Origin of the sequence: Lacipirellula limnantheis, assembly GCF_007746075.1 — a bacterium.
GTDB lineage: Bacteria > Planctomycetota > Planctomycetia > Pirellulales > Lacipirellulaceae > Lacipirellula > Lacipirellula limnantheis.
Map to the genome: position 1 here is coordinate 5562496 of NZ_CP036339.1, position 22117 is coordinate 5584612.

Here is a 22117-nt window from a genome sequence, read left to right on the forward strand (position 1 = left end):
CCGCGGGCCTGCGTTGCATTGCTGGGGCCGTGGCGGCGGCTTATGCTCAAGGTGACGGGGCGCCCGGCCGGGGCGACCTACTGGCTCCTTGGTCCGGGATTGCCTCGCGGCGATGGCATTATGTCGACGTTTGGTTCATGGTTCAGTGCGTGCGCCGCGGGATTGGCGGCTGGGGGCATGCTGCTCGGCGTCGCGAGCGGCGAAGTTCGCGCGGAAAGCTCCGCCGGCATCGTCGACGTCAAACCGGCTGACGGGCCCGCCGTGGAAGTCGACGGGAAGTTCATGGTTCCGTACAAGACGACGATTCCGGGAACCAAGGTTGAGTTCGAAATGATCCCCGTCCCCGGCGGCGAGTTCCTGCTGGGGAGCCCCGACGACGAGCCCGAGCGCGGCGACGACGAAGGGCCGCAGGTGCGCGTCAACGTGGCGCCGTTCTGGATCGGCAAGCATGAAGTGACGTGGGCCGAGTACCAAGCGTACATGAAAATGTACAACGCTTTCAAACAGCTGCAGACCTTGGCGGCGAATCGCGGCGACGCCGCGGCGAAGGATGGCGACGCCGAGGGTTGGGAGTTGATTGAGGAACATGCCTGGTCAGGCGACGCTGAGGATCCGGGGGTCGATGGGGTGACCTCCCCAACGCCGCTGTACATGCCCGATCACACCTACATGGCGGGCGATCGGCCGAATCAGCCAGCGGTAACGATGACGCACTTCGCAGCGCGGCAATTCACGAAGTGGCTGAGCGGGCTGACAGGGCAGGAGTATCGCCTGCCAAGCGAGGCGGAGTGGGAGTACGCGGCGCGAGCGGGGACGACGACCCCTTATTCCTTCGGCGACGACCCTGGCGAGGCGGAGAACTATGCCTGGCTTGAGGCGAACGCGGACTACGAAACGCATCCCGTCGGCGAAAAGGCGCCCAACCCGTGGGGCCTGTTCGACATGCACGGCAACGTCGCCGAGTGGACGCTCGATGGGTACGCCGAGGACGCCTATGAGAAACTGGGGGAACAGGCGAAGGATGGCGAAGCGATCGACGCCTGGGAGGCCGTGAACTGGCCGACCGAATTGTACCCGCGCGTGATTCGCGGCGGCTCGTGGCTCGATACGGCGGAGCGACTGCGGAGCGCGGCACGGCACAAGTCGGAAGAAGAAGATTGGAAAATGTCGGACCCCAATCTGCCCTTGAGCCCGTGGTGGTATACTGAGGAGCCCGCGATGGGGGTGGGCATGCGGCTCGTCCGGCCGTATGCGCCGCTCACCGCGGAAGACAAGAAGCGAGTGTGGGAGATCGACGCCGAGGATTTGGCGGGCGACGTCAAAACGCGGCTGAAGGAAGGCCGCGGCGCGGTGGGGAACGCCGATGCGACGTTGCCGCAGGCGGTGGAAGCGGCGACGAGGATTGGCAGCGGGAAGTAACGGCGATCCCTCTCTCCTGAACGGGAGGTGAGGCGAGGGTGGTTGGCGATCTTTTCGGGATTGAGGACGCCGGCCGACTGACTGACGCGAGAATCCCTCCCCTGGCCCCTCCCTGCGAGGGAGGGGGAATACCGAACTACTTATCCTTTTTTGGAGGCGATCATGTCTGATCAGACCAGCCCGAATTCTCCCGCCGGCCATTCGCGTCGGCAGTTCATCAAAGGGGCCTCGGCAGTCGTCGCCGGGGGCGCGGTGTTGGGGCTGAATCAGCGGATCGCCCGCTCGGCCCATGTCGGCGGCAGCGATGAAATCAAGATCGGCCTGATTGGTTGCGGCGGTCGTGGCCGCGCGGCCGCGGCACAAGCCTTGGAAACCAAAGGCAAGGTGACCCTGTGGTCGGTCGGCGACGCGTTTGCCGACAACATGCAGGGAACGCTGGACGCCCTCACGAAGCAAGTCGGCGAGAACGCCGGCAACAAGGATTCGCTGTTCTACGAAAGCCGCGTGGAATGCCCGTCGGAGCGGCAGTTCGTCGGTTTCGACGCCTACAAGGGGGTGATCGACAGCGGCGTCGATCTCGTCATTCTCGCCACCCCTCCCGGCTTCCGCCCGATCCACTTTGAGGCGGCGGTCGAAGCGGACAAGCATATTTTCGCCGAGAAGCCGGTCGCGGTTGACGGACCCGGCGTGCGCCGGTTTCTTGCCGCGAACGAAGTGGCGAAGGCCAAGAATCTGATGGTGGCCATCGGCCTGCAGCGGCGGCATGATCAGCGCTATGTCGAAGCGATTGAAAAGATTCACGCCGGCGACATTGGCGAGATTCCGCTGACGCGCGTCTACTGGAACGGCGGCGGCCTGTGGGTGCGCCCGCGCAAGCCGGAGCAGACGGAAATGGAATACCAGATGCGCAACTGGTACTACTTTAACTGGCTGTGCGGCGATCACATCGTCGAGCAGCACATCCACAACCTCGATATCGGCAACTGGATTCGCAACAAGCTGCCCGTGGAAGCCCATGGCCTGGGCGGCCGCCAGGTGCGGACCGGCAAGGACTACGGGGAAATCTTCGATCACCACGCCGTGGAGTACACCTACGACGACGGTACGAAGATGATGAGCCAGTGCTGCCATATCGACGGCTCGTGGAGCGCAGTCGACGAGCATGCCCACGGTTGCAAGGGGATCGCTCACCTGGACGATGGCCGCGGCCCCGAGATCATTACCGCCGACGGCAAGTGGCGCAGCAAGGCGAAGAAGGTGGATAATCACCACCAGGAGCATCACGACATGTTCGCGGCGCTCCGGCGGGGCGAAATTTATAACGAGGGGGACAACGGTGCCCACGCGACGATGACCGCGATTCTCGGGCGGATGGCGACCTACTCGGGCAAGAAGATCACTTGGGACGAGGCGCTTAACTCGACGCTTGATCTGTCGCCGAAGAAGTACGCCTTCGACGCCGACCCGCCCGTGCTGCCCGGCAAGGATGGCTTCTACGCCATCGCGGTGCCTGGGGTGACGGATGTGCTGAACGGGTAGGCTCTCTTCTTAACGCGATTTTCATCAGCCCTGAAGGTGCGACGCTCAACCGCCGCGCTTCAGGGCTTTTTTCTTCACGTCAGGGGGGACTCACCCGCATGCGAATTCTACTCGCACTCATCGGAGGACTGTCGCTGATGACCAGCATGGCCACAGGCGAGTATCCCTCGCCGGCAGAGTTGCCTTCGCACCCTGCCCTCCCCGATCCGCTCGTGATGTTCGACGGCTCGCGCGTCGCTACTGCGGAGGAGTGGAGTGAGAAACGGCGGCCGGAACTCAAGGCGCTGTTTGAGCAGTACGTTTACGGCCGCTATCCACAGGTCGCCGGTTCGTCGCAGCCCCCTGCAGTGCAATCGAAGGTGCTGTTCGAAGACCCCCAGGCATTCGGCGGCGCCGGCACGCTGAAGGAAGTTGAACTGACGCTCGGCCCGCCGGAGTGGCCGAAGATCTACCTGCTGATCGCAACGCCCAACAATAAGACGCCGGCGGCCTGCTTCGTCGGGATGAATTTCGGCGGGAACCATTTGCTCGTCGACGACGAGCGCGTCCACGTGCCTGAAACATGGATGCCGGATCGCTATACCGGCGTGGTTGACAATCGGGCGACGGACGCCAGCCGCGGCGTCGAGGAATATACGTGGCCGCTGGCGGAGATCGTGGCGCGGGGCTACGCGGCGGCGACCTTCCACTGCGGCGATATCCAACCAGATCGGCCGCATGTTCGCGAAGGGATGCGGGCGACGCTGCCGGAGGACGCCGACGACGCGGCCGAAACAGCGACGATCATGTGGTGGGCGTGGGGCATTCAGCGGGCGATCGACTATCTGGCGACCGACCCGGCGATTGATCCGGCGCGAATTGCGGCCGTCGGCCACTCGCGTCTGGGCAAGACGGCGCTGTTGGCAGGGGCATTCGACGAGCGGATCGCGCTGACGGTGGCCAATCAGGCAGGCTGCGGCGGCAGCGGGCCGAGTCGGCATCATGAACCGAAAGCTGAAACCGTCGAGATTATTACCCGCAATTTTCCGCATTGGTTTTGCGCGAACTTCCGGAAGTTCGCCGACGATCCTACGCGGCTGCCCGTGGACCAGAACTGCCTCGTCGCGCTGTGCGCGCCACGGGCGGTGTTGTTCACGGCCGCGGAGGACGATCGGTGGGCCAACCCTTCGGGGCAGTTCGCTGTGCTTCGAGCGGCGAGCCCCGCTTACGAGCTGCTTGGCGTTGACGGGCTCAAGGCCGACGCGATGCCGGCGGCCGATGCGCCGCTCTTGGGCGACGGCCGGTTAGGCTTTTGGTTCCGCGCGGGCGAACACTCGATGACGCCAAAGGACTGGAAGGTGTATTTGGACTTCGCCGACCGGCAGTGGAAGTGATGTGACGGCGGCGTCCATTGCAGCCCCTGGTTCCGCCAGGGGGTTGTAACTCGCGGGACGACGCGTACCGATATGGTTACCGACCCCCTGGCGAAGCCAGGGGCTAGGATATTGCTACGCAGCGAGCAACCGATACGCCAGCCCGGCCGCAGCGCACGCGGCGAGCGTGGGCAGCATGCCGAGGCTGAAGCGGAACAGGGCCGCCATGGCGGCGATCGTGATCGCGAGCGCGACGGGATCGAGGCTGCTCCACTCGGGAACCAGCCAGAGAACGGGACCGGTGCGATGCTCGCTTACCTTGGCGAAGAGGGTGTGGATCGCAAACCAAATCGATAAGTTCAAGATCACGCCCACTACCGCGGCCGTGATCGTCGAGAGCGCCGCGTTGAGCGAGCGCTGGCCGCGCAGGTACTCGATGTACGGCGCGCCCAGGAATATCCATAAGAAGCAAGGGGCGTAGGTGACCCATGTGGCGATGACCGAACCCGCCACACCCGCGGCGAGCGGCGACAATCCGCCTGGGTGGCGATAGGCGCCCATGAAGGCGACGAACTGCACGACTTGAATCAACGGCCCAGGCGTCGTTTCGGCCATGCCGAGGCCGTCGAGCATCTCGCCCGGTTCGAGCCAGTGGTACCGCTCCACTGCTTCATCGGCGACGTAAGCGAGCACCGAGTAGGCGCCGCCGAAGGTGACCATGGCCGTCTTGCTGAAGAAGACCGCTTGCTGCGAATAGACGCTGTCGCGGCCGGAGCAGTGAAGCAGCGCGGCCACTGGCCCGAGCCAGACGAGGAGCCAGACGGTCAGTACGCGCAGAGCGCGACCAAGAGTTGGCCGCACGGCGGCGCCAGCGTCGTCGCGGATGAGCGGCGCGGCCAGAGTCGCAGCGCCGACGGCCGGTTGATGCGGCTTGATGACAGCGAACGTGTCTGGGTTCACGCGACCGCCGAGGAAACCGATGACGCCCGCAGCGAGAATAATCAGCGGGAATGGGATCTCCAGAAAGAAGATTGCCACGAACGCCGCGGCGGCAACAGCGACCATGACGCGGTTTTTGAGCGCTCGGCGTCCGATGCGCATCACCGCTTGGATGACGACGGCGACGACGGCGGGCTTTAACCCGTAGAAAAGGCCTTCGACCCATGTCAGGTCGTGATAGCCGGCGTAAAGAATGCTGAGGGCCATGATCGCGACGAAGCCGGGCGCCACGAAGAGCGTCCCCGCGACCAGCCCGCCGCGGACGCCGTGCAACAGCCAGCCGATGTAAATCGAAAGTTGCTGAGCCTCGGGCCCGGGAAGCAGCATGCAGTAGTTCAGAGCGTGGAGAAATCGTGACTCGCTGACCCAGCGTTTCTCGTCGACGAGGATGCGATGCATCACGGAGATCTGCCCAGCCGGACCCCCGAAACTGAGGGCGGCGACGCGCGCCCAGGCGCGCGCTGCGGCGGCGAACGTGGGGTGCGCAATATCGGCGGCCGATGGTGGAGCGAGATCGTCTGACATCGAAGGCCGCGACGGTACGAAGGTTAAATTGATGCCAGCAGGGCGTCAATCTAACGGCCGCGGGACGATGGCACTAGCGACGAGGAAATCGGCCCAAGGCTAAGGAGTCGACACGGCCTTCGGGCGGGCGGCCGACTTGGCTGCGGGCGCTGCGTTCGCCGCAGGTTCGCCGAGTTCTTGCTCCAATTTTTCGGCTGCCTCCGCTTCCGGCGAGTTCTGCTTGACGAGGAGATGCTCCTTCATCAACTCGGTGAGTACGCCTTGGACGGCGTCGACAGGGAGGGCATACGACTCGGTCCGCCCCGCCCTGGCAATGTTGAAACCGACGACGCGGCCTTCGACGTCGACGACCGGGCCGCCGCAATCGGCGGGACGGAGGACGGTGTCGTGTTGGAACGCGAGCGGAAAACCAAAGCGGCGCACGCTCAGTTTGCCGCCGAGATTGTTCTGGAATTCGCTGCGGCCCATCGGCAATCCGGGAAAGTCGCCGGAAAGCGTCGCGTGCAGCGTCACTTGCTCGCCCGCGCGGTCGACCAGCAGTTCCACCTCGTCGCCCGGATTGAATGACCCGATCACCTCGCGCAGCTTCTCACGGCTCGAGGTCTTCTGGCCGTTGACGCTCATGATCAGATCTTCGGGCTCGACGCCGGCCTCCTCCGCGGCACTATCGGGGAAGACTTGAACGATGAGCGGCTTTTCTTCGTCCAACTGAACGCCAAGGATGCCCGCCTGGGCCGGAATGACGCGTGGCGGAACGCTCACGACGCCAACGGCCACGGGATCCTTCGAGCGGCCAACGCTAGCGAGCCACGAGCCTACCGGCGGCGAGGCGCCGGCAGCGGTAAGATCGAGAGCGGGCAGTTTGGCGGCGTCGAGTTTTAAGAGGGCCAAGTCGTGCTCGCCGCTCTCGGCGACGGTCGTGGCGGGGAGTTTGTGGCCGTCGGCGAGGACCGCGGTCAGCTTGCCGCAAAGCGGGGTCGCTTTGGTCACGACCCAGCCATCGGGGCTGATGATGCCGCCGAGGGCGAGTCGCTTGCCGTCGCACTCGATGCTCACCGTGGCGGCGCTAGCGTCTTTCACCACGTCGCGGAAGGCAGCGCGGACTTGCGGTCCGTCCGTCAACCGCCAACGGGGCACGAAAAGGCGCTCCATGCCGAACGTGTCGTCAGCGGGGTCGACTTCTTCGGAAGACTGGCGCGACTCTTCACGTTGGCGGCGCGAACGACTCGGCGGCTCGTCGGCAACCGCGGAGACTACGGGCCCCAGGGCGAGCCAGGCAGCCCCGACCATCAAAGCGGCGCCATGGCGGCGTCGAGCCCAATCATGCAGTTTCTTCATCTCATCCCCACCGCAAAAAACCGCCGCCCTGTTGCCGGCTATTGATTTAGCATATCCAGAGAACGACGCCAAAGGTTTTCTTGAGAGGGCCGATTTGCCGTAGTCGGCCGCCGCGTCATTCGTCGTCCTGCTCTTCGCGTTCTTCGCGCTCGCCGAGGACGGCGACGATTTCGAGCGACTTTCCCTCGCGAGTGACCGAAAGCTTGAGCCGATCGCCCGATTCCTTGTGAAAGACAATTCGCTGCAGCTCGTCGAAGGTGTTGATCGGCCGACCGTCGACGGCGGTGATTACGTCACCCTCCTTTAACCCTGCGCGCTCGGCAGGCATGCCGGGAAAAATCGCGGTGATGACGCAGTTACCCGCCTCAGCGCTGCCTTGAACGCCCAGGCGCGGCTTGGGGTCGGCGCCATCGTCATAGTGGCCGCCCCAGACGTCGCCAGCCAACAGCCGTTCCCAGCCCTCCTGGAACGAGGTGACCGGGACGTGGAAATTGTGCGTGACCATCGGGCCGATGCTGCTGTGAATGCCGACAACTTCCCCCTTCATGTCGAACAACGGACCACCGGAATCGCCGCCGACGAGTTCGCAATCGGTGCAAAGTAGGCCATCGCCGCGAAACAGCACGCGGCCGAAGCGGACCGGCGGAGCGCGATCGGCGATGATGCCTCCGGGCTGGCCGATGGTGACCACCCACTGGCCCGCCGCCAGGGCCGGCCCGGTGCTTACCGGGACGAAAGGGAGGTCTTCTGGCGGGTCGTCGATCTGCATCATCCCGGCGTCGGCATCGTGGTCGGCGCCGAGGGAATGCCCGCGGAGGCGGCGGCCGTCGGGAAGTTCGACCCAGCCTTTGCGGCCAGCGCGGCCGACCACGTGGGCGGCCGTGAGGACCAGACCTTCCTTATTGACGATGACGCCGCTGCCGGCGGCGCCGCGAATCTCGACGGCCACAGTAGCCGGCATCACCCGGTCGATCACCTTGAGAAGCTGATCTTGGATCAGCTTCAACTCGGCGGCGTTGGCAGGCGCCTTCGCGGCGAGAACCTGGGCGGTGTCGGCCGCGGGTTCGAGCGAGACGGGCGACGTGGTTTGGGCGACGAGCGGGAGGGCGAAACCGCAGCTGAGGGCGAGCGAAAACAGCTGGCGAACAGGGGAGAGTCGGTTCATAGAAGTCCGGCGTGCAGCGACAACGGGCGTGCAGGGGCGGTGTGCACGGTAATTGTCGCACCGGTCCTGCCAAGCGGCAATGTCGGGTTCTTTGGTGGCGGCAGGCTTCGGGGTTCAGGTTCCAGCGAAAAGGCTTTAGCCGCGGGGCGCCGCCCTCCGGGTGACGCGCTGCGAGATTCGAAAAATCACAGAAATTACTGTACATGCGCACTTGTTCCATGTACTAACGTATATTAACATCAATAGTTAGGACCGCTGGTACGGAACCGGCGACGAGAATTCCCTTTATCTTTACCTTGGTTGGAACCGCTATGTCACTCGATCAACTCACCACGCGGCAGCGGGAAGTCTACGACTTCATCAAGGAGAAGATTCGCGGCCGCGGCTACGGTCCAACCGTGCGGGAGATTGGCGAGTACTTCGAAATCAGCTCGCCCAACGGCGTGATGTGCCATCTGAAGGCGCTCGAAAAGAAGGGCATTATCACCCGCGAACCAAACATGTCGCGAGCGATCCAGATGACCGATGCCGGTCGGGACGAAGGGTTCCCGCTGGTCGGTCAGGTCGCGGCCGGGAATCTGACCGAGGCGATCGAACAGGCGGAGCGCCTGAATCTGGAGGAATTCTTTCCGGCCAAGAAGAACAGCTTTGCATTGCGCGTGAAGGGCGAATCGATGATCGAAGCCCAAATCGCCGACGGCGACATCGTCATCTGCCGCAAGACGAAGACGGCTCACAAAGGCGACATCGTCGTCGCCATGACCGACGAAGGCGAAGCGACGCTGAAGTATTGGTACCCCGAAGCAAACCGCATTCGGTTGCAGCCGGCGAATTCCTCGATGAAGCCGATCTATGCGCGCGAGGTGCAGGTGCTGGGCGTGGTGACAGGGGTGATTCGGAAGGTGAGTTGAGCGCAAGCCGGTTTTAAGATCTGCGGGCGTCGATTGGCGCGGCGGGCGTTCGTCATGCTGAGCGATGCGCTGCAAATGGCGCAAGACTTTCTTTCGCAACGAGCTTGCTATCGATCTCGCCGGCGGACGAAGGCGATCGTTTGTCGGCCGCGGACCGGCGGGCGGACGATTGCGATATCTTTTCGCAGCCTTGGCCGAGCGGTGGAGACCATCGTTGTCGCCCACGCGCCGTACGGCGACGATCCTGACGCCCCGGGGCGACGGCTGGCGGCGTCGTGGCTTAAGTTCTTTCGCAAGCGCTGGCCAGCGCCTCCTTGGTCGATTTGCAATGTCGCTCGGCTGAAGCCCATCCCGTCTTCGGGCCGGGTCACTCTGAGATTTGCGCAAGGGGCTCGCGCAGGTGCGAAAAAGCGAATGTGATTACCCGCCGAATCGCCGGTTTGGGCCGGTTTTTCGGCCATTTTCCTTGACTTCGCGAAGGTTCATTCGCAGCATGAGGGATGAGAGTTGGAGGCGGCAGATATATCGCATTCCTTGATTTGACCATTGGGAGAGAACGCTAATGACTCGCACCTTACGTCTGAAAACCCTCGCAGCCATGGCGGCTTTATCCGCCACGTTGCCATTCTCATTGCATGCCGCCCCCTTCGCTTCGCGCGTGGTGATCTCCGGCGGCACGAACGTCTCGTTTGTTCTGAACGAACCAGCCGATGCGTTGGCCTATCGCCTCAACGGCGTTGGCCCGCTGACTCCGCTCAATGGAGCCACCAAGGGAACGAAATCGTTCTCGTTGAATGCGCCGACCGACACGTTTGAGATCTTCGCGAATAAGGTCGATACGGTCGGCTACACGATTCCCACCGGCGCAACGATTGCCGTGGTGGCCAACGGCTTGTCGCAGGTGACGAATGAATCGGGCTTCAAGCTTATCAGCGACGACACGAACCCGTTGACGCGGTTCAATAGCCCCCGCGGCGTGAGCGTCAGCAACAATCCAGCCAGTGCGAACTTCGGCGTCTCCTATGTTGCGAATTCCGCTGCAGGCAACACGACCGGCGTAGTCCGCTCGGTGGGCGACGGCTTGTATGCGCTCAACGCTGATCAAAGCGACGCGTACGGCTACGGCAACACCGAAAAGGATCCCGGCAACCTGTTCGACGCGGTCTCGGCCAGCGCCAACAGCGCGTTCCGAATCATGGTGTCAAGCGCCGGTAGCGTCTATTCGTCGGACTTCTCGGACGCGAACGGCAACGTCAACGTCGCCAATCAAGATCTGACCGTCGGATCGCGGTTGCTAACCGGCGTCGGCGGACCATCAGCCGTCCCGGCCGGCCAATACCACGGCAGCACGACGGCTGTATTCGTCGAAGGGTCGGCTGCCACGGGTGATTTGGTCCTGTATACGCTGGACGAAGACTTGACCAGCGCCAACGTCGGCGGCGTTTCCACGACCGACAAGAACAGCCTGTGGCGCTACAACATTGGCGCTGGCGCGACGCCGTCGAACGTCATTCCGACGAAGGTCAATGCCGCCAACGTTCTGTTGTCGGGCGCGACGAGCGATCTCGACAAGGGCGCCGACGGCAAGTTCTACCTTGCCCAGAATCGCTCGGCTGGCGGCGAAGCCGGCGTCGTTGTCCTCAATCCTGACGGCACGGTCGCCTACGATTCGCTGACTGCTTCGCGCACCCTGTTGGGCAATCCGACGGCCAACGACATTCTGCGCAATGTCCTGGCGATGGCCGTTTCAGCCGACCAGAAGTGGATGGCGATCATGCTCAACAACAGCGACGTCGCCGTGGTTCCGCTCGTGGCGGGCATTCCGGATTTGGCCGGCCGCATGGTCGTCAACACTGGCACGGACGTCAACTCGGGGCGCGACATTGCGTTCGACGCCGCGGGTAATATTCACTACGTCAGCAGCGGCCAGGCGCTGTACCGCGTTCTGTCGCCAGGCGGGGCGACCTACGCCAAGACCAGTTGGAACGGCCAGTCGCTCAGCTTCAGCATGTCCAATGTGCCGGAGCCGTCGACGTTGTGCCTGCTCGGTTCGGCTGGCATTGCCGCGATTGGATTCGTCCGTCGTCGCGCCTAGTCGGTCGAAACGCTGTTAGGTTATCGACAGCGGCCGTCGCCCAGTGAGCGGCGGCCGCTTTTTTCTTTGGCGACTTGTTCGCTGAAATCAGCGTACCCGACCGTCGTCGATAGTTGGCGGTTACGCGGCCTTCTCCGGCGTGGCGGTTTGGTTGAGCTTGTTGTACAGCGTCTTCAGGCTAATGCCGAGTTGATCGGCTGCCTTCGGCTTATTGCCGGCGTGGCGTTCCAGGGCGTCGTGGATCGCTTCCATTTCGAGCTCGCGCAACGTCATGATTCCCGGCTTCTGGCGGGCGGCCCCCACCAGTTGTCGCGAATCGAACCGCGACGGCAGATGCTCGCGGCGAATGGGGCCGCTGTCGCAAAGAATGGTAGCGTGCTCGATGACGTTCGCCAGTTCGCGGACGTTGCCGGGCCAGACGTGGCTGCAGAGGGCGATGATGGCGTCCTCGGCGATGCCTGCGTCGGCGTCTTTGCCGCGACGATGGCGGACGAGGAGGTGGCGAGCCAATTCCGGCACGTCCTCGATTCGCTCGCGCAGCGCCGGCAGCATGATTTCGAACGTGTTGATGCGATACATCAAGTCTTCACGGAAGTCTTCGCTGGCAACCATCTCCGGCAAGTTGCGGTGCGTGGCGCAAACGACGCGCACGTCGACCATTACCGGCTTGTTCTCGCCGACGCGGCGAATTTCGCCGCTCTCCAGCACGCGCAGCAGCTTCGCCTGCATCGCTTTGGGGAGTTCGCCGATTTCGTCAAGGAAAATGGTGCCGCCGTGGGCGACTTCAAACAGCCCGACGCGATGATCGTCGGCGCCGGTGAACGCCCCTTTGCGATGCCCGAAGAGCTCGCTCTCGATGAGAGTTTCCGGCAGCGCGCCGCAGTTGATGGCGACGAACGGCATGTGGGCGCGGTTGCTGTGGTCGTGCAGAGATCGCGCGACCAATTCTTTGCCGGTGCCGGTCTCGCCCAGAATCAGCACGGTCGACCCGGTCGGCGCGACGCGCTCGATCAGCATGCGCACTTTCTGCATCGACGGGGTGTTGCCAATGAGCCGCGGCGCCCCTTCGAGCCGGCGAACTTGATGCTCTAGCGCGCGAAACTTCTGTTCCAGCAGTTTCTTCTCGGTGACGCGCTTCAGCAGCGCTTCGATCTCGATCAACCGGCAGGGCTTGGTGAGATAGTCGAACGCTCCGTGACGCAGCGCCGCGATCGCCGTGTCGAGCGAGCTTTTGCCGGTGAGGACCACCGCCTCGGTGCCGGGCGACGTCTCCTTGCACTTGGCAATCACGCCAATGCCGTCGAGTCCGGGCATGTCGAGATCGACGATGATGCAGTCGTAGGTATTTTTCTCGAGCGCGGCGACGGCGGTCAGCCCGTCGGGGCAGACGGTGGCGCGGTGTCCCAGGCGCGGCAGTTCGAGCTTCATCAGCTCCTGCAGCGACGGCTCGTCGTCGGCGAACAGCAGGGTCAGTCCTTGACCGTTAGGCGGCTTGGCTGCGATGGTGCGTCTCCTTATTCGTTAGGGCGAGCGGCAGCGACACGACGAACCGCGAACCGCGGCCCGGCCCGTCGCTCGTCGCTTCAATCTGGCCCCGATGTTCTTCGATGATGCGGTGAGTGATGGATAGTCCGAGCCCGGTCCCCTGCCCTGATCGGCGGCGGGTGAAGAAGGGCTCGAATAGATGCTTGCGAACCTCCTCGGTCATGCCGCAGCCGTTGTCGCTGACCACAATGCGGGCCGAAACGGCGTCGCGTTCGATCGCGACCTTCACGACGCCGCCTGGATCGAGGCTTTCCAAGCCGTTGGTGATCAGGTTCAGGACCACTTGCTTGATCTCTTGGGCGTTGACGGCGGCGACTGCCGGGGGGCCGGGCAGGAGTTCGATGTTCCGGTCCTGGTACTGACCGAGATGCTGGACCATCTCGATAACGCCGCTGACGAGCTCGCGCAGTTCGGCGGAATGGCGCTGCGTATCGCCGCGGCGGGCGAAATCGAGGAGTTTCTCGGTGATCTGCTTGCAGCGGAACGCCTCCCGCTGAATCATTTGCAAGTAGCTGCGCGCAACCTGCACCTCGTCGACCCGCGCGGGATCGGCGCCTTCAAGCAGATCTTGCAGACGGCTCTCGAGCGATTCGCTGCAGAGCGCTATCGATGCCAGAGGGTTGTTGATTTCATGCGAGACGCCCGCGGCGAGGAAGCCGACGCTGGCGAGTTGTTCGCCGCGGACCACTTGGTTCGTCCGCTCGGTCACCTGACGATCGAGGTCGTCGCGAATTTCGCAGAAGCGCTGCGTCATCGCGTTCATCGCTTCGGCCAGCTCGCCAATTTCATCCTGGGCGTTGATCTTGATGCGATGATCGAAATGCCCTGCCGCGACGAGGCGCGAGCCGTCGACCAGGACCTGCAGCGGGTCGGCGAACCATTGGTAGAACACGCGGCGCGAAACGACCAGCACCACCACGACGGCCCCAAGTCCGATCCAGGCGGAGACAATCGCGGTGCGATAGCGGGCTTTGACATCGTCGGCGATCTTCTCAAACTGCGTCTCCAGGTGAGTGGGGAGCAACGTAGTGAGTCGACGCAGACCTTCGATCTCCTCACGCAGCAATTTCAGCTGATCGCTTTTGATCAGCGAATTGTGACTCGCCTCGGAGAGGTCCATCGCCGCGAGCTTGGCCACGATGACGTCGATTTCTTCGAGCGTTTCCCACTCGTGGTGGTCGTCGCTGAGCTCTGCCGCCTCGTCGGTGGAAGCGATCGTCAGGAGCTCCTTGTAACGGTTGAGCGAGCTCAAGAAGGCGCCGAAGCGAATATTGAACTCGCTACCCGGCCAACTGACTTCTTGCGTCTCGCCCTCGCCTGGCTCGTCGTAGAGGGAATTAACCAGTCCCTTGTCAAGGCTGGGATGGAGCCGCTCTTCGGCCCGGCTCAGCGTGATGTCCAAATCGTTGACGTGGTCGGCGATGCGGCGGGCCTGCGGAAGTTCGACGGAGCGCGCGGCGATGTTCTTCACCAACGAGCGATAGGCGTAGAGGCCGTAGCAGGCGCTGCCAAATAGGGCCACGACTGCGACCAACAGAAGGCCCAGTCCTAGCTGCAGCTTCGTGCGTATGGGCCAATGAGAGAGCACGCGGGGCGACCTCCTTGTCGCGGATCGGGCTCGTCGAGCGATAATACTTAGCCGGTAGACTTCGTCCTGAAGCGGCGCGGCTGGGGAGGCCGAGTGTACACCCGCGGGGAAGCTTGCAGCAAGACGAGGGTAGGCAGAGCTTGCGAAAGGGCGGCGCTGCTAGCGGCAGAACGGATCGGGGTTCAGGGTCCAGGAAATGCTGATGACTTCTCCTGAATCCTGCCCCTTCGCCTGAACCCTAGAATCTAATCACGCGCCGCAGCAGCCAAACTCCCCAGGCCGCCAGCACGACATTGCCAAGCCAAACGGCCTGCGGCGGAATAACGCCGTCTTTGGCTTGGTCGACGCAGCCGACGAGCATGGGGTAGTAGACGAGCAAAATCGGCAGGAAACAGGCGAAGAAGCTGCCCCAGAATTCTCCATGCCGCCTGCGGACGGCCATGGGGGCGCCGATCAGAGCGAATCCGAGACAGCTAAAGCCGTTCGCCCAGCGCCGATACGGTTCGACGTTGAGCCGATGGAGCGTCCGTCGCGACCAGGTGAGGCTGCTTTCGCGCGCTTTCCATTGCGGCTGGGCCAGCTCATCAAAACGCCCCAGCAGCAACGCCATACTGGTGGCGGCGGCCATTTCGTGCTTGATCCAATTGATTTCGAGCTGTTGTTTAGTCTTCGCCTCGCTGATGCCGCGCAGTGGATACTCCGACGGACTGCGCGTCTGATTGACGCCGTCGCCCAGGAATCGCGCCAGCGGAAACGACTGCACGAGTTCGCCGGGATACGAGACGTTCATCCCTTTGACCGTCCCTTCGGCGTTTTCGAGCTTGAAGTTGGCCGTGCTCGTCGCGGGGTCGATGCTGATCTCGGCCGCATCGGCGCGAATGACCGACGCTTCGCCTTGTCCCGCATTGAAATTGAAGACCGGTCCGATCAGCCGCGTGCCATCGACGTACTTGACGTTGACGTCGAAGTCGTCGGTGCTGAAGCTGCGCTGGGTGCGCAGGCGGCCATAGAAAATTTCCTCGAACGAATCGACGAGCACTCGTTTGACGCCGTCGTGTCCCCAGGACACGGCCAGATCATTGAGCGCCACGGCGCCGAAGCTCACGACGAAGGCGAGCAGCAACGTGGGCCAGAGCATCACCATCGGATTGATGCCGAGCGACTTCACGGCAACGATCTCGTTCGACGACGAAACGCGGCCGTAAACGACCGTCGTTGCTAGCAACAAGGCGCCCGGCACTGAAAACTGCATGGCCTCGGGCAAGAGGTAAGGCAAGAGCCGCATGAGCGGGCCGACGCCGAGCCCGTTGTCGACCGCCGCCTTGCCGATGAGGCCAAGGAAAATAAAAACGGTGAGGCTCCCCGTAGTGATGAGGAACACCGTCAGCATTTCGAGCAGGATGTAGCGGGTAAGAATGCGCATACGCAGATCCGTGGGAGCGGCGGCACTGTAGCAGAAGGCGGGGCCGGCGGGGAATGGCGATGGGTCATTCTGTGGGAGGCGTCTCCGACGCCGATTCCGCGGTCCAAGACGGACGACCTGCGGCCCGCAATCCGTCCTCGGGGTCGGAGACCGCTCTCACCATCAGCCCACGTTTAGCCGGCGCTGAGATTAATCCCGCTGTCGCTCGGGGGCTCAGGGCGGTGGGCCCGGACTGCTTGCATCAGTCGGCGAACGGCGCTGGAGTAGGCGACCACGGCCGCCGTGTAGTCGCCGGCGGCGATCGCTTTGTGGGCGGCGACGCGGTCGGAGTGAACCTCTTTCCACTCGAACGGCCAGCTGCGCTGGGCTTCGAGATCCTCCAGCTGGCGGACGACGTCGCTGAGCATCTCGATGTTTTGAGCGCTCGGGGCGACGGCATAGCTGCGATAGGGCGCCTTTCCATAGTGGCCTTTGACGCCGCGGCATTCATCTTCGCCCCTCAAGCGTTTCCACAGGAAACCGCCGACTCCGATAACGCCAAGGACCAGACAGATGCCTGCCGCAACTGGTCGCGTCGTGAGCGCGACCAAGCCGGCGATTGCCAGGCCCAGTCCTGCCATCCCGACGACGTAGTCGAACCAGTGATCATCCCGCGTGAGGGGCGCCACGGCGTCGGTCCAGGCGTGGCCGTTCTTCTTTTGCCCCAGCATCGCCGGGTCGGCCACCTCGGCGATGATCACAGTGATATTGTCGGGCCCGCCAAGCAGATTGGCCAGATCGACGAGCGTTTGGGCCGCCTCTTCCGGCGGCAGCGAGGCGAGCACCATGCCGATTAACTGCGGGTTGAGCGGTCCCGTGAGCCCGTCGCTGCAGAGCAAGAAGCGATCGCCGGCGCGGATCGGCAGCGGCCCCTCAAGGTCGACCTTCACCGTCGGATGCGGCCCGAGCGAGCGGGTGATGACGTTCTTCGGCACGTAGGCGGGGACGTCTTCCTCCGACGCGTGGCCGGCGGCGGCCATTTCCCATACGAGGCTGTGATCGAAGGTGAGTTGCTCGATCGTGTGACCGCGCAGGCGATAAACGCGGCTGTCGCCGACATGCGCCGCCATGGCCCCGTCAGGTAGCAGCAGCAGGCAGCTGCAGGTGGTCCCCATGCCGTGGAAGTCGACGCTATTAGACCCCTTGGCATTGATCCGGCTGTTGGCGTCGTGAACGGCGGCGACGATGGACTCGCAGGGCGGCAGATCGGGCCGCTTCTGGTACGCATGCGGAATGTTGTCAGTGGCGATCTGGCTGGCGAGCTCGCCAGCCGCGTGGGCGCCCATGCCGTCGGCGACGACAAAGAGATGTCCGCGCGATCGCCAATCACGTTCGTCGCTCGCCAGGGCGACAGCGAGCGAATCTTGGTTGCTAGCGCGGCGCATGCCCACGTCGCTTACCGCGGCGCAGCGCAGGCCGCCCGTGGCGCGATTCAGTTTGCTTGTGGGTTTCGACACCAAATGCGCCTTGCCGAGGGAGGGGTCGCGGAATCTCTAATTTAATCAGCGAGCGTTGCTAGCAACAGCCGCACGGACGAACCCCGCAAGCGAATAGGAAGACGGGGAGAAGGCGGGGCACAGGGTAGGATCAAACGACATAGCGGGCGAACGGAGCCGACAGTACACTTCCGGCCCATTTCCGGCCCATCTCATCATACGCGCCTGCCTGCCGATGGACTCGTCGTCGTGCACATCTCGACTCAGCTTTCGCCTGGCGATCATCACGATCGTAGGGCTTGCGCTGTTGCCGGGCTGCGTCCGTCGCCGGCTGATGGTGCGGAGCAATCCGCCGGGCGCCATGGTGTACGTCGACAACCAGCCGATCGGCACGACGCCGTGCGCGACGAACTTCATCTACTACGGCACGCGCGAAATTCGCCTGGTGAAACCCGGCTACGAAACGCTGACGATCAACCAGCCGATCCCGGCGCCGTGGTACCAGCTGCCGCCGATCGACTTCTTCGCCGAAAACGTCCTGCCCAACGAGATCCACGACTTCCGGACTGTGAGCTTCAATTTGCAGCCGCAAGTGATCGTGCCGACGGACGAGTTGATTCAGCGCGGCCAGCAACTGCGCGCGGCGACGCAACAAGGCGCCGTCGTGCCGGCCGGGGCGACGGTCCCGGCAATCGGTCCCGCCGCCGCGCCGGCGCCGGTGATTGGTCCGCCGACGATGGCGGCGCCGGCGTTCAACGCGCCGGTGGGACCGGCGCTCGTGCCGGGGACGACGCTTGCGCCGGAGGCCGTACCGCCAGGCGTGATCGTGCCGCCGTCCAACGGAACGGGCGTGCTGCCCCCAGGCGGACGTGCGCTCGAGCCGCTGCCGATGGTGCAGTAGAGAGTAACGCGCGCCGGGGTCCGAGACGGCCCGGCTCGCGCGCGAATGCTGAACTATCTTGTCTAGCTGAGAGCGGACAGCTGATCGCTGACAGCTACTTAATCGGCGTCTCACGATCAACAATCCCGCGAGCGAGCCGTGCCGGGTCGCGGGCCAGTTTGTCGGTCAGTACCCAGACGTTGTCGAGAATCATGTTGATCCGGCGGCTGAGCTCCGGATTGCCGACGATCTTGCGGACGTCGCAGATGGCGGCGTTGGCCTGCGAGATCGTCTGATTGATATTGTCGTACAGCTGCCGATCACGAATCAGCAGACCGAGCGTCCCCTCGCTGCCGTTGACGTTGCGGGTGAGCTGAGCGACCTGGCCCAGCAGTTCTTCGAGGTTGCGAACGCTTTGCTCCAGCGTGGCCACGATCGCGGTGCCGCGATCGCCGAGCGGGCCGGTGAGGCCTTGCAGATTCTTGAGGTTCTCATCGGCCGACTTGAGCGCCCCTTGCAGCGCGCCCATAATCGCGCGGGCATCCGAGACGAGGCTCGGCAATTGCGAGAGGCCATCCTTCAGTTGTTGCTTGAATAGCGGATCGCCGACGATGTCGTTCAGGTTCGTCGTCACGGCGGTGAATTGCGTCATCGCCTGGTCCATCGACTCGACGAGTCGCTTGACCCGCTGCATGTCGTTCTCGCCGAGGACCTGATTGACGCGGTCGGCGAGCTCGGCCACCTCTTCGCCCGCGTCGCCCAGGGCGACAATCGTCTGTTTGAGATCGCCCTGCATGTTGGCCATCATGTCCATCGGGTTGGACATATATTGTCCCTTCACCGTCGAACCAGGAGCCACGGGCGTCGCCCCGGCGCTCGAACTGGCCGGACTGAACTCAATCACGGCGTCGCCGACGAGCGATGTCTGGATTCGGCCCATTTCATTCGACTTGATCTGCTTGCCGTCCTCGATATTCATCGTGATCAGGGCGCCATCGTCGGTGTCCTCGACGCTGGCGACGCGGCCGATCGGCAGCCCGCGACGGCGGACCGGCGTATCGGGCGCGACGCCGGGGGCCTCCCTAACGAGCATTTTTACTTGGTACTTGCCGCTGAACGGCAGCGTCGACGAGAAATCGCTGTTCAGAATGATCAGCGTGCTGCTGATGATCATCGTGGAGAAGACCACCAAGCCGACGCGGAATTGTTTGGTGCGTTCGTTCATGAATTGTCACTCCGAGGTACTCCGAGGAGTCCGCGTTATTTTTTGATCCGTTTCTTGCTATTCGGTACTCTGGCCGGACCCTTCGGAGTACCTCAGGGTGACCGGGTTCTTGCGGTGACCGGTATTTCCTACCCCCCTGCTTGTTCACTCAGTTCCATCATCCGGTCGCCGGCTTCGCCGCGGATGAACTGCGTTACGCGGCGGTCGGTCGAGGCGTCGAGTGCGCTCGGCGGGCCATCGAATAAGATTTGCGATTCGTCCGGCTGCAGGCGATTGAGCGGGTAGAGCATCACCACCCGGTCGGCCACCTTGCGGGCCGTATTCATGTCGTGGGTGACGATGACGCTGGTCACTTCAAACTTGTCGCGGGTGCGCATCATCAGCTCGTTAATAACGTCGCTCATGATCGGATCGAGACCGGTGGTCGGCTCGTCGTAGAGCACGGCTTCGGGACGCATGATCAGCGCGCGCGCGAGGCCGACGCGCTTGCGCATGCCGCCCGAAAGCTCGGCCGGGTATTTTTTCAGCACGGTGTTGGGGAGCCCGACTTCCGTGAGGAGCGAGTGCATCGCCCGCTCCTGATCGGCGTCGTTGCTCGATCGATGCTGTTTCAGGGGAAAAAGAATGTTCTCGGCGACCGTCATGCTGTCGAAAAGCGCCGCGTTCTGAAATACGAAGCCGAAACGCGTCCGCTGGGCGGAGACGTCGCGTTCCGAAAGATTGACGAATTGCCGGCCGTCAAATTCCACGACGCCCGCGGTAGGTTGCACCAATCCAATGATCGTCTTGAGCAACACGGTCTTGCCGCAGCCGCTCTCGCCGATAACGGCCAAGGTCTGCCCCGCCGGCACGCTGATCGACACGTTGCGCAGGACCGTCTGGCGCCCGAAGCGAACGCTGAGGTTCTGCAGATCGATTAAGGGTGATGCGGAAACCATTGCAGTTGTCGGTTGTCAGTTGTCAGTCGTCAGTTGCGAGGAGGGAGTCGATCCATGCGACAGCAGCAACTGACCACGGACCACTGACAACGGACGCTCACCCCCCAAACAACGACGGCGCCACCGGCCAGATCGCCAGGTAAATGTGATCGAGGACGATGCTCAGCAGCAGGTCGAGAATGATGATCGAAACGAACGAGTAAACAAACGCGGTGGTCGCGGCGCGGCCAACGCCCTCGGCGCCGGGAAGGCAGTTGAAGCCGCGGTAGCAGCTGATGATGCCGATGACCGCGCCGAAGACGACGCTCTTCGCCACGCCGTAAAAGAGGTCCCAGTTTTCAACGAAGCGCTGCGAGTTGGTGCTGTAGTGGTGATAGTCGATTCCCAGGAATTGCACGCAGTAAAAGGCGCCGCCGATGACGCCCATGAAGATCGCCATGATCGTGAGCGACGGGATCAGCAGCAGACAGCTGAGAAACCGCGGCACGACGAGGTAGTGAATCGGGTTCGCCCCCATCGCCGAGAGGGCGTCGATTTGCTCAGTCACCCGCATCGTGCCGAGTTCGGCCGCCATCGCGCTACCAACGCGGCCGGCGAGCATCGTCGCGGCTAGCACTGGCCCAAGTTCGCGGAACATCGATTTATTGATGACGCCGCCGAGTTGCGTCTCGAGGCCAAAGTTGCGGAACTGCGTGTACGATTGCACCGCGAGCACCATCCCCGTGAAGGCGCCGATGATGGCGACGACCGGCAGACTTTGCACGCCGATCGCATACATGCTGTTGATCAGCGTGTCGCGCCGCGGCAGACGGCTGAACATCCAGAGGATGGCGCTCCACGCGAAAAGCGTGATGTCGCCCAGCCCCTCAATCATCCGGATCACGACGGCGCCGAAGTCGGCGATCCCCTCGCTGATCCGCCAGAGGGGACCGCCCTGAGAGCGTTGGTTCGGATATGACGCGCCGGTGGACATCGAGTGAGTGCCAGCAGTGAAGAGGAGTCCGCAGATGCGCACGCGCCCGCGGCGACGGAAAGGCTGCCAACATTTGGTTCGACGCATGAAGCCTTGCGGCTTGAGCAAACCCTGCGGGCAGCAGCGGTTCTGAGCTACGAGCCGAGCCTGCTAGCAGCCGGGCGCGTTGCCATGTTGAGCAGAGCGAAGAATGACGCTTTGGCTGGTATCAGCCTGCCTTAAGCGTGGCGGGAGCGGGCGGCGATCGCCATGAGGATCGCGGCTAGCACGCTGAAGATGCCGATGTGGATGCCGGCGAAGGCCATGATGCCGACGAGAATGGCGAGTGATCCCAGGTACGCCGTCACGCGGCCGGCACTTGTGCGATCCGGACCAAAGGCGTCGATGGTGATTAACTCCAAAGAGAACGCCGGCCCCAGCGCCCAGACGGCAATAACGGCGACGCAGATCATCCAGGTGGCGGTCTGGCTGATGCCGGCCAGTTCCCGGAACCAGATCAGCACGAACAGCGCCACAAACAGCGTGATGACGTTCCACTGCCACCAAGGGCGCTTGTGTCCTTGGCGCCAAAAATCGCCCGGCTTGGCGGCGACCGTTGGCTCGTCATCGAGTGCATCGAAGTCGGGGGCGTCGAAGTCTTTGGGCATGGCGTGAGCCTATACGAAAATAGCCCCCGGCTTGAAGAGCCGGGGGCTACAAGGGACGTTTTTAAATGTTGAACTGGAGG

General features: G+C 63.3%; 17 protein-coding genes. 6 read left to right on the forward strand and 11 right to left on the reverse strand.

Annotated elements, in window-relative coordinates; translation table 11 throughout:
* The first annotated feature begins 42 nt into the window (after positions 1–42).
* The 3 genes from I41_RS21645 (at position 43) to I41_RS21655 (ending at position 4331) form a co-directional block, all read left to right on the forward strand.
* A complete protein-coding gene (locus I41_RS21645; protein WP_246133725.1) occupies positions 43–1419 on the forward strand; it encodes a formylglycine-generating enzyme family protein in 1377 nt (458 codons plus the stop codon).
* 162 nt (positions 1420–1581) lie between these two features.
* Entirely contained in the window at positions 1582–2958 is a 1377-nt protein-coding gene (locus I41_RS21650) for a Gfo/Idh/MocA family protein (protein ID WP_145434986.1), read from the forward strand.
* A gap of 98 nt (positions 2959–3056) precedes the next feature.
* A complete protein-coding gene (locus I41_RS21655) occupies positions 3057–4331 on the forward strand; it encodes a glucuronyl esterase domain-containing protein (protein ID WP_145434987.1) in 1275 nt (424 codons plus the stop codon).
* Between the two features lie 114 nt (positions 4332–4445).
* On the opposite strand, the gene chrA is transcribed toward I41_RS21655, so the two are convergent.
* The 3 genes from chrA to I41_RS21670 all read right to left on the reverse strand — a co-directional run bounded on the left by chrA (position 4446) and on the right by I41_RS21670 (position 8337).
* Positions 4446–5834 carry a chromate efflux transporter gene (chrA, locus tag I41_RS21660; protein WP_145434988.1) on the reverse strand — a complete coding sequence of 463 codons (1389 nt, stop codon included), beginning with the start codon at positions 5832–5834 and terminating at the stop codon, positions 4446–4448.
* Between the two features lie 99 nt (positions 5835–5933).
* On the reverse strand, positions 5934–7172 hold the full coding sequence (locus I41_RS21665; protein WP_145434989.1) for a S1C family serine protease: 1239 nt from the start codon (positions 7170–7172) through the stop codon (positions 5934–5936).
* 115 nt (positions 7173–7287) lie between these two features.
* Positions 7288–8337 carry a S1C family serine protease gene (locus tag I41_RS21670; RefSeq protein WP_145434990.1) on the reverse strand — a complete coding sequence of 350 codons (1050 nt, stop codon included), beginning with the start codon at positions 8335–8337 and terminating at the stop codon, positions 7288–7290.
* Positions 8338–8648: 311 nt separating this feature from the next.
* Between I41_RS21670 and lexA the strand changes: the two genes are divergently transcribed.
* Together lexA and I41_RS21680 are read left to right on the forward strand one after the other, a co-directional pair.
* The gene (gene lexA, locus I41_RS21675; protein ID WP_145434991.1) at positions 8649–9248 is read left to right on the forward strand and encodes a transcriptional repressor LexA; all 600 of its coding nucleotides are present in this window, start codon (positions 8649–8651) and stop codon (positions 9246–9248) included.
* Between the two features lie 562 nt (positions 9249–9810).
* Positions 9811–11343 carry a PEP-CTERM sorting domain-containing protein gene (locus I41_RS21680; RefSeq protein WP_145434992.1) on the forward strand — a complete coding sequence of 511 codons (1533 nt, stop codon included), beginning with the start codon at positions 9811–9813 and terminating at the stop codon, positions 11341–11343.
* Positions 11344–11463: 120 nt separating this feature from the next.
* Here I41_RS21680 and I41_RS21685 read toward each other — a convergent pair whose 3' ends face one another.
* The 4 genes from I41_RS21685 to I41_RS21700 all read right to left on the reverse strand — a co-directional run bounded on the left by I41_RS21685 (position 11464) and on the right by I41_RS21700 (position 17395).
* Positions 11464–12816: a sigma-54-dependent transcriptional regulator gene (locus tag I41_RS21685; protein WP_145434993.1), complete on the reverse strand. Its 1353-nt coding sequence runs from the start codon at positions 12814–12816 to the stop codon at positions 11464–11466.
* Between the two features lie 10 nt (positions 12817–12826).
* A complete protein-coding gene (locus I41_RS21690; protein WP_145434994.1) occupies positions 12827–14476 on the reverse strand; it encodes a sensor histidine kinase in 1650 nt (549 codons plus the stop codon).
* A gap of 238 nt (positions 14477–14714) precedes the next feature.
* Entirely contained in the window at positions 14715–15899 is a 1185-nt protein-coding gene (locus tag I41_RS21695; RefSeq protein ID WP_145434995.1) for an LptF/LptG family permease, read from the reverse strand.
* Positions 15900–16072: 173 nt separating this feature from the next.
* Positions 16073–17395, reverse strand: a complete 1323-nt coding sequence (locus I41_RS21700) for a PP2C family protein-serine/threonine phosphatase (RefSeq protein ID WP_145434996.1) — start codon at positions 17393–17395, stop codon at positions 16073–16075.
* A gap of 214 nt (positions 17396–17609) precedes the next feature.
* On the opposite strand from I41_RS21700, the gene I41_RS21705 reads away from it, so the two are divergent.
* Complete coding sequence (locus tag I41_RS21705) at positions 17610–18275, forward strand: PEGA domain-containing protein (protein ID WP_145434997.1); 666 nt, start codon at positions 17610–17612, stop codon at positions 18273–18275.
* 94 nt (positions 18276–18369) lie between these two features.
* Here the strand turns inward: I41_RS21705 and I41_RS21710 are convergent, their stop codons facing one another.
* The 4 genes from I41_RS21710 to I41_RS21725 form a co-directional block, all read right to left on the reverse strand.
* Positions 18370–19479, reverse strand: a complete 1110-nt coding sequence (locus tag I41_RS21710) for an MlaD family protein (RefSeq protein WP_145434998.1) — start codon at positions 19477–19479, stop codon at positions 18370–18372.
* A 128-nt stretch (positions 19480–19607) separates the two neighbouring features.
* The gene (locus tag I41_RS21715) at positions 19608–20417 is read right to left on the reverse strand and encodes an ABC transporter ATP-binding protein (RefSeq protein ID WP_145434999.1); all 810 of its coding nucleotides are present in this window, start codon (positions 20415–20417) and stop codon (positions 19608–19610) included.
* 97 nt (positions 20418–20514) lie between these two features.
* A complete protein-coding gene (locus I41_RS21720; protein WP_246133891.1) occupies positions 20515–21291 on the reverse strand; it encodes an MlaE family ABC transporter permease in 777 nt (258 codons plus the stop codon).
* A 317-nt stretch (positions 21292–21608) separates the two neighbouring features.
* Positions 21609–22037 carry a hypothetical protein gene (locus I41_RS21725; RefSeq protein ID WP_145435000.1) on the reverse strand — a complete coding sequence of 143 codons (429 nt, stop codon included), beginning with the start codon at positions 22035–22037 and terminating at the stop codon, positions 21609–21611.
* Between the last annotated feature and the right edge of the window lie 80 nt (positions 22038–22117).

Coding starts and splice junctions, on each gene's coding strand:
- I41_RS21720 (WP_246133891.1), bottom strand. CDS start 21,291: ATGATTGAGGGGCTGGGCGACATCACGCTTTTCGCGTGGAGCGCCATC.
- I41_RS21650 (WP_145434986.1), top strand. CDS start 1,582: ATGTCTGATCAGACCAGCCCGAATTCTCCCGCCGGCCATTCGCGTCGG.
- I41_RS21715 (WP_145434999.1), bottom strand. CDS start 20,417: ATGGTTTCCGCATCACCCTTAATCGATCTGCAGAACCTCAGCGTTCGC.
- I41_RS21645 (WP_246133725.1), top strand. CDS start 43: ATGCTCAAGGTGACGGGGCGCCCGGCCGGGGCGACCTACTGGCTCCTT.
- I41_RS21725 (WP_145435000.1), bottom strand. CDS start 22,037: ATGCCCAAAGACTTCGACGCCCCCGACTTCGATGCACTCGATGACGAG.
- I41_RS21695 (WP_145434995.1), bottom strand. CDS start 15,899: ATGCGCATTCTTACCCGCTACATCCTGCTCGAAATGCTGACGGTGTTC.
- I41_RS21665 (WP_145434989.1), bottom strand. CDS start 7,172: ATGAAGAAACTGCATGATTGGGCTCGACGCCGCCATGGCGCCGCTTTG.
- I41_RS21680 (WP_145434992.1), top strand. CDS start 9,811: ATGACTCGCACCTTACGTCTGAAAACCCTCGCAGCCATGGCGGCTTTA.
- I41_RS21705 (WP_145434997.1), top strand. CDS start 17,610: ATGGACTCGTCGTCGTGCACATCTCGACTCAGCTTTCGCCTGGCGATC.
- I41_RS21655 (WP_145434987.1), top strand. CDS start 3,057: ATGCGAATTCTACTCGCACTCATCGGAGGACTGTCGCTGATGACCAGC.
- I41_RS21670 (WP_145434990.1), bottom strand. CDS start 8,337: ATGAACCGACTCTCCCCTGTTCGCCAGCTGTTTTCGCTCGCCCTCAGC.
- lexA (WP_145434991.1), top strand. CDS start 8,649: ATGTCACTCGATCAACTCACCACGCGGCAGCGGGAAGTCTACGACTTC.
- I41_RS21710 (WP_145434998.1), bottom strand. CDS start 19,479: ATGAACGAACGCACCAAACAATTCCGCGTCGGCTTGGTGGTCTTCTCC.
- chrA (WP_145434988.1), bottom strand. CDS start 5,834: ATGTCAGACGATCTCGCTCCACCATCGGCCGCCGATATTGCGCACCCC.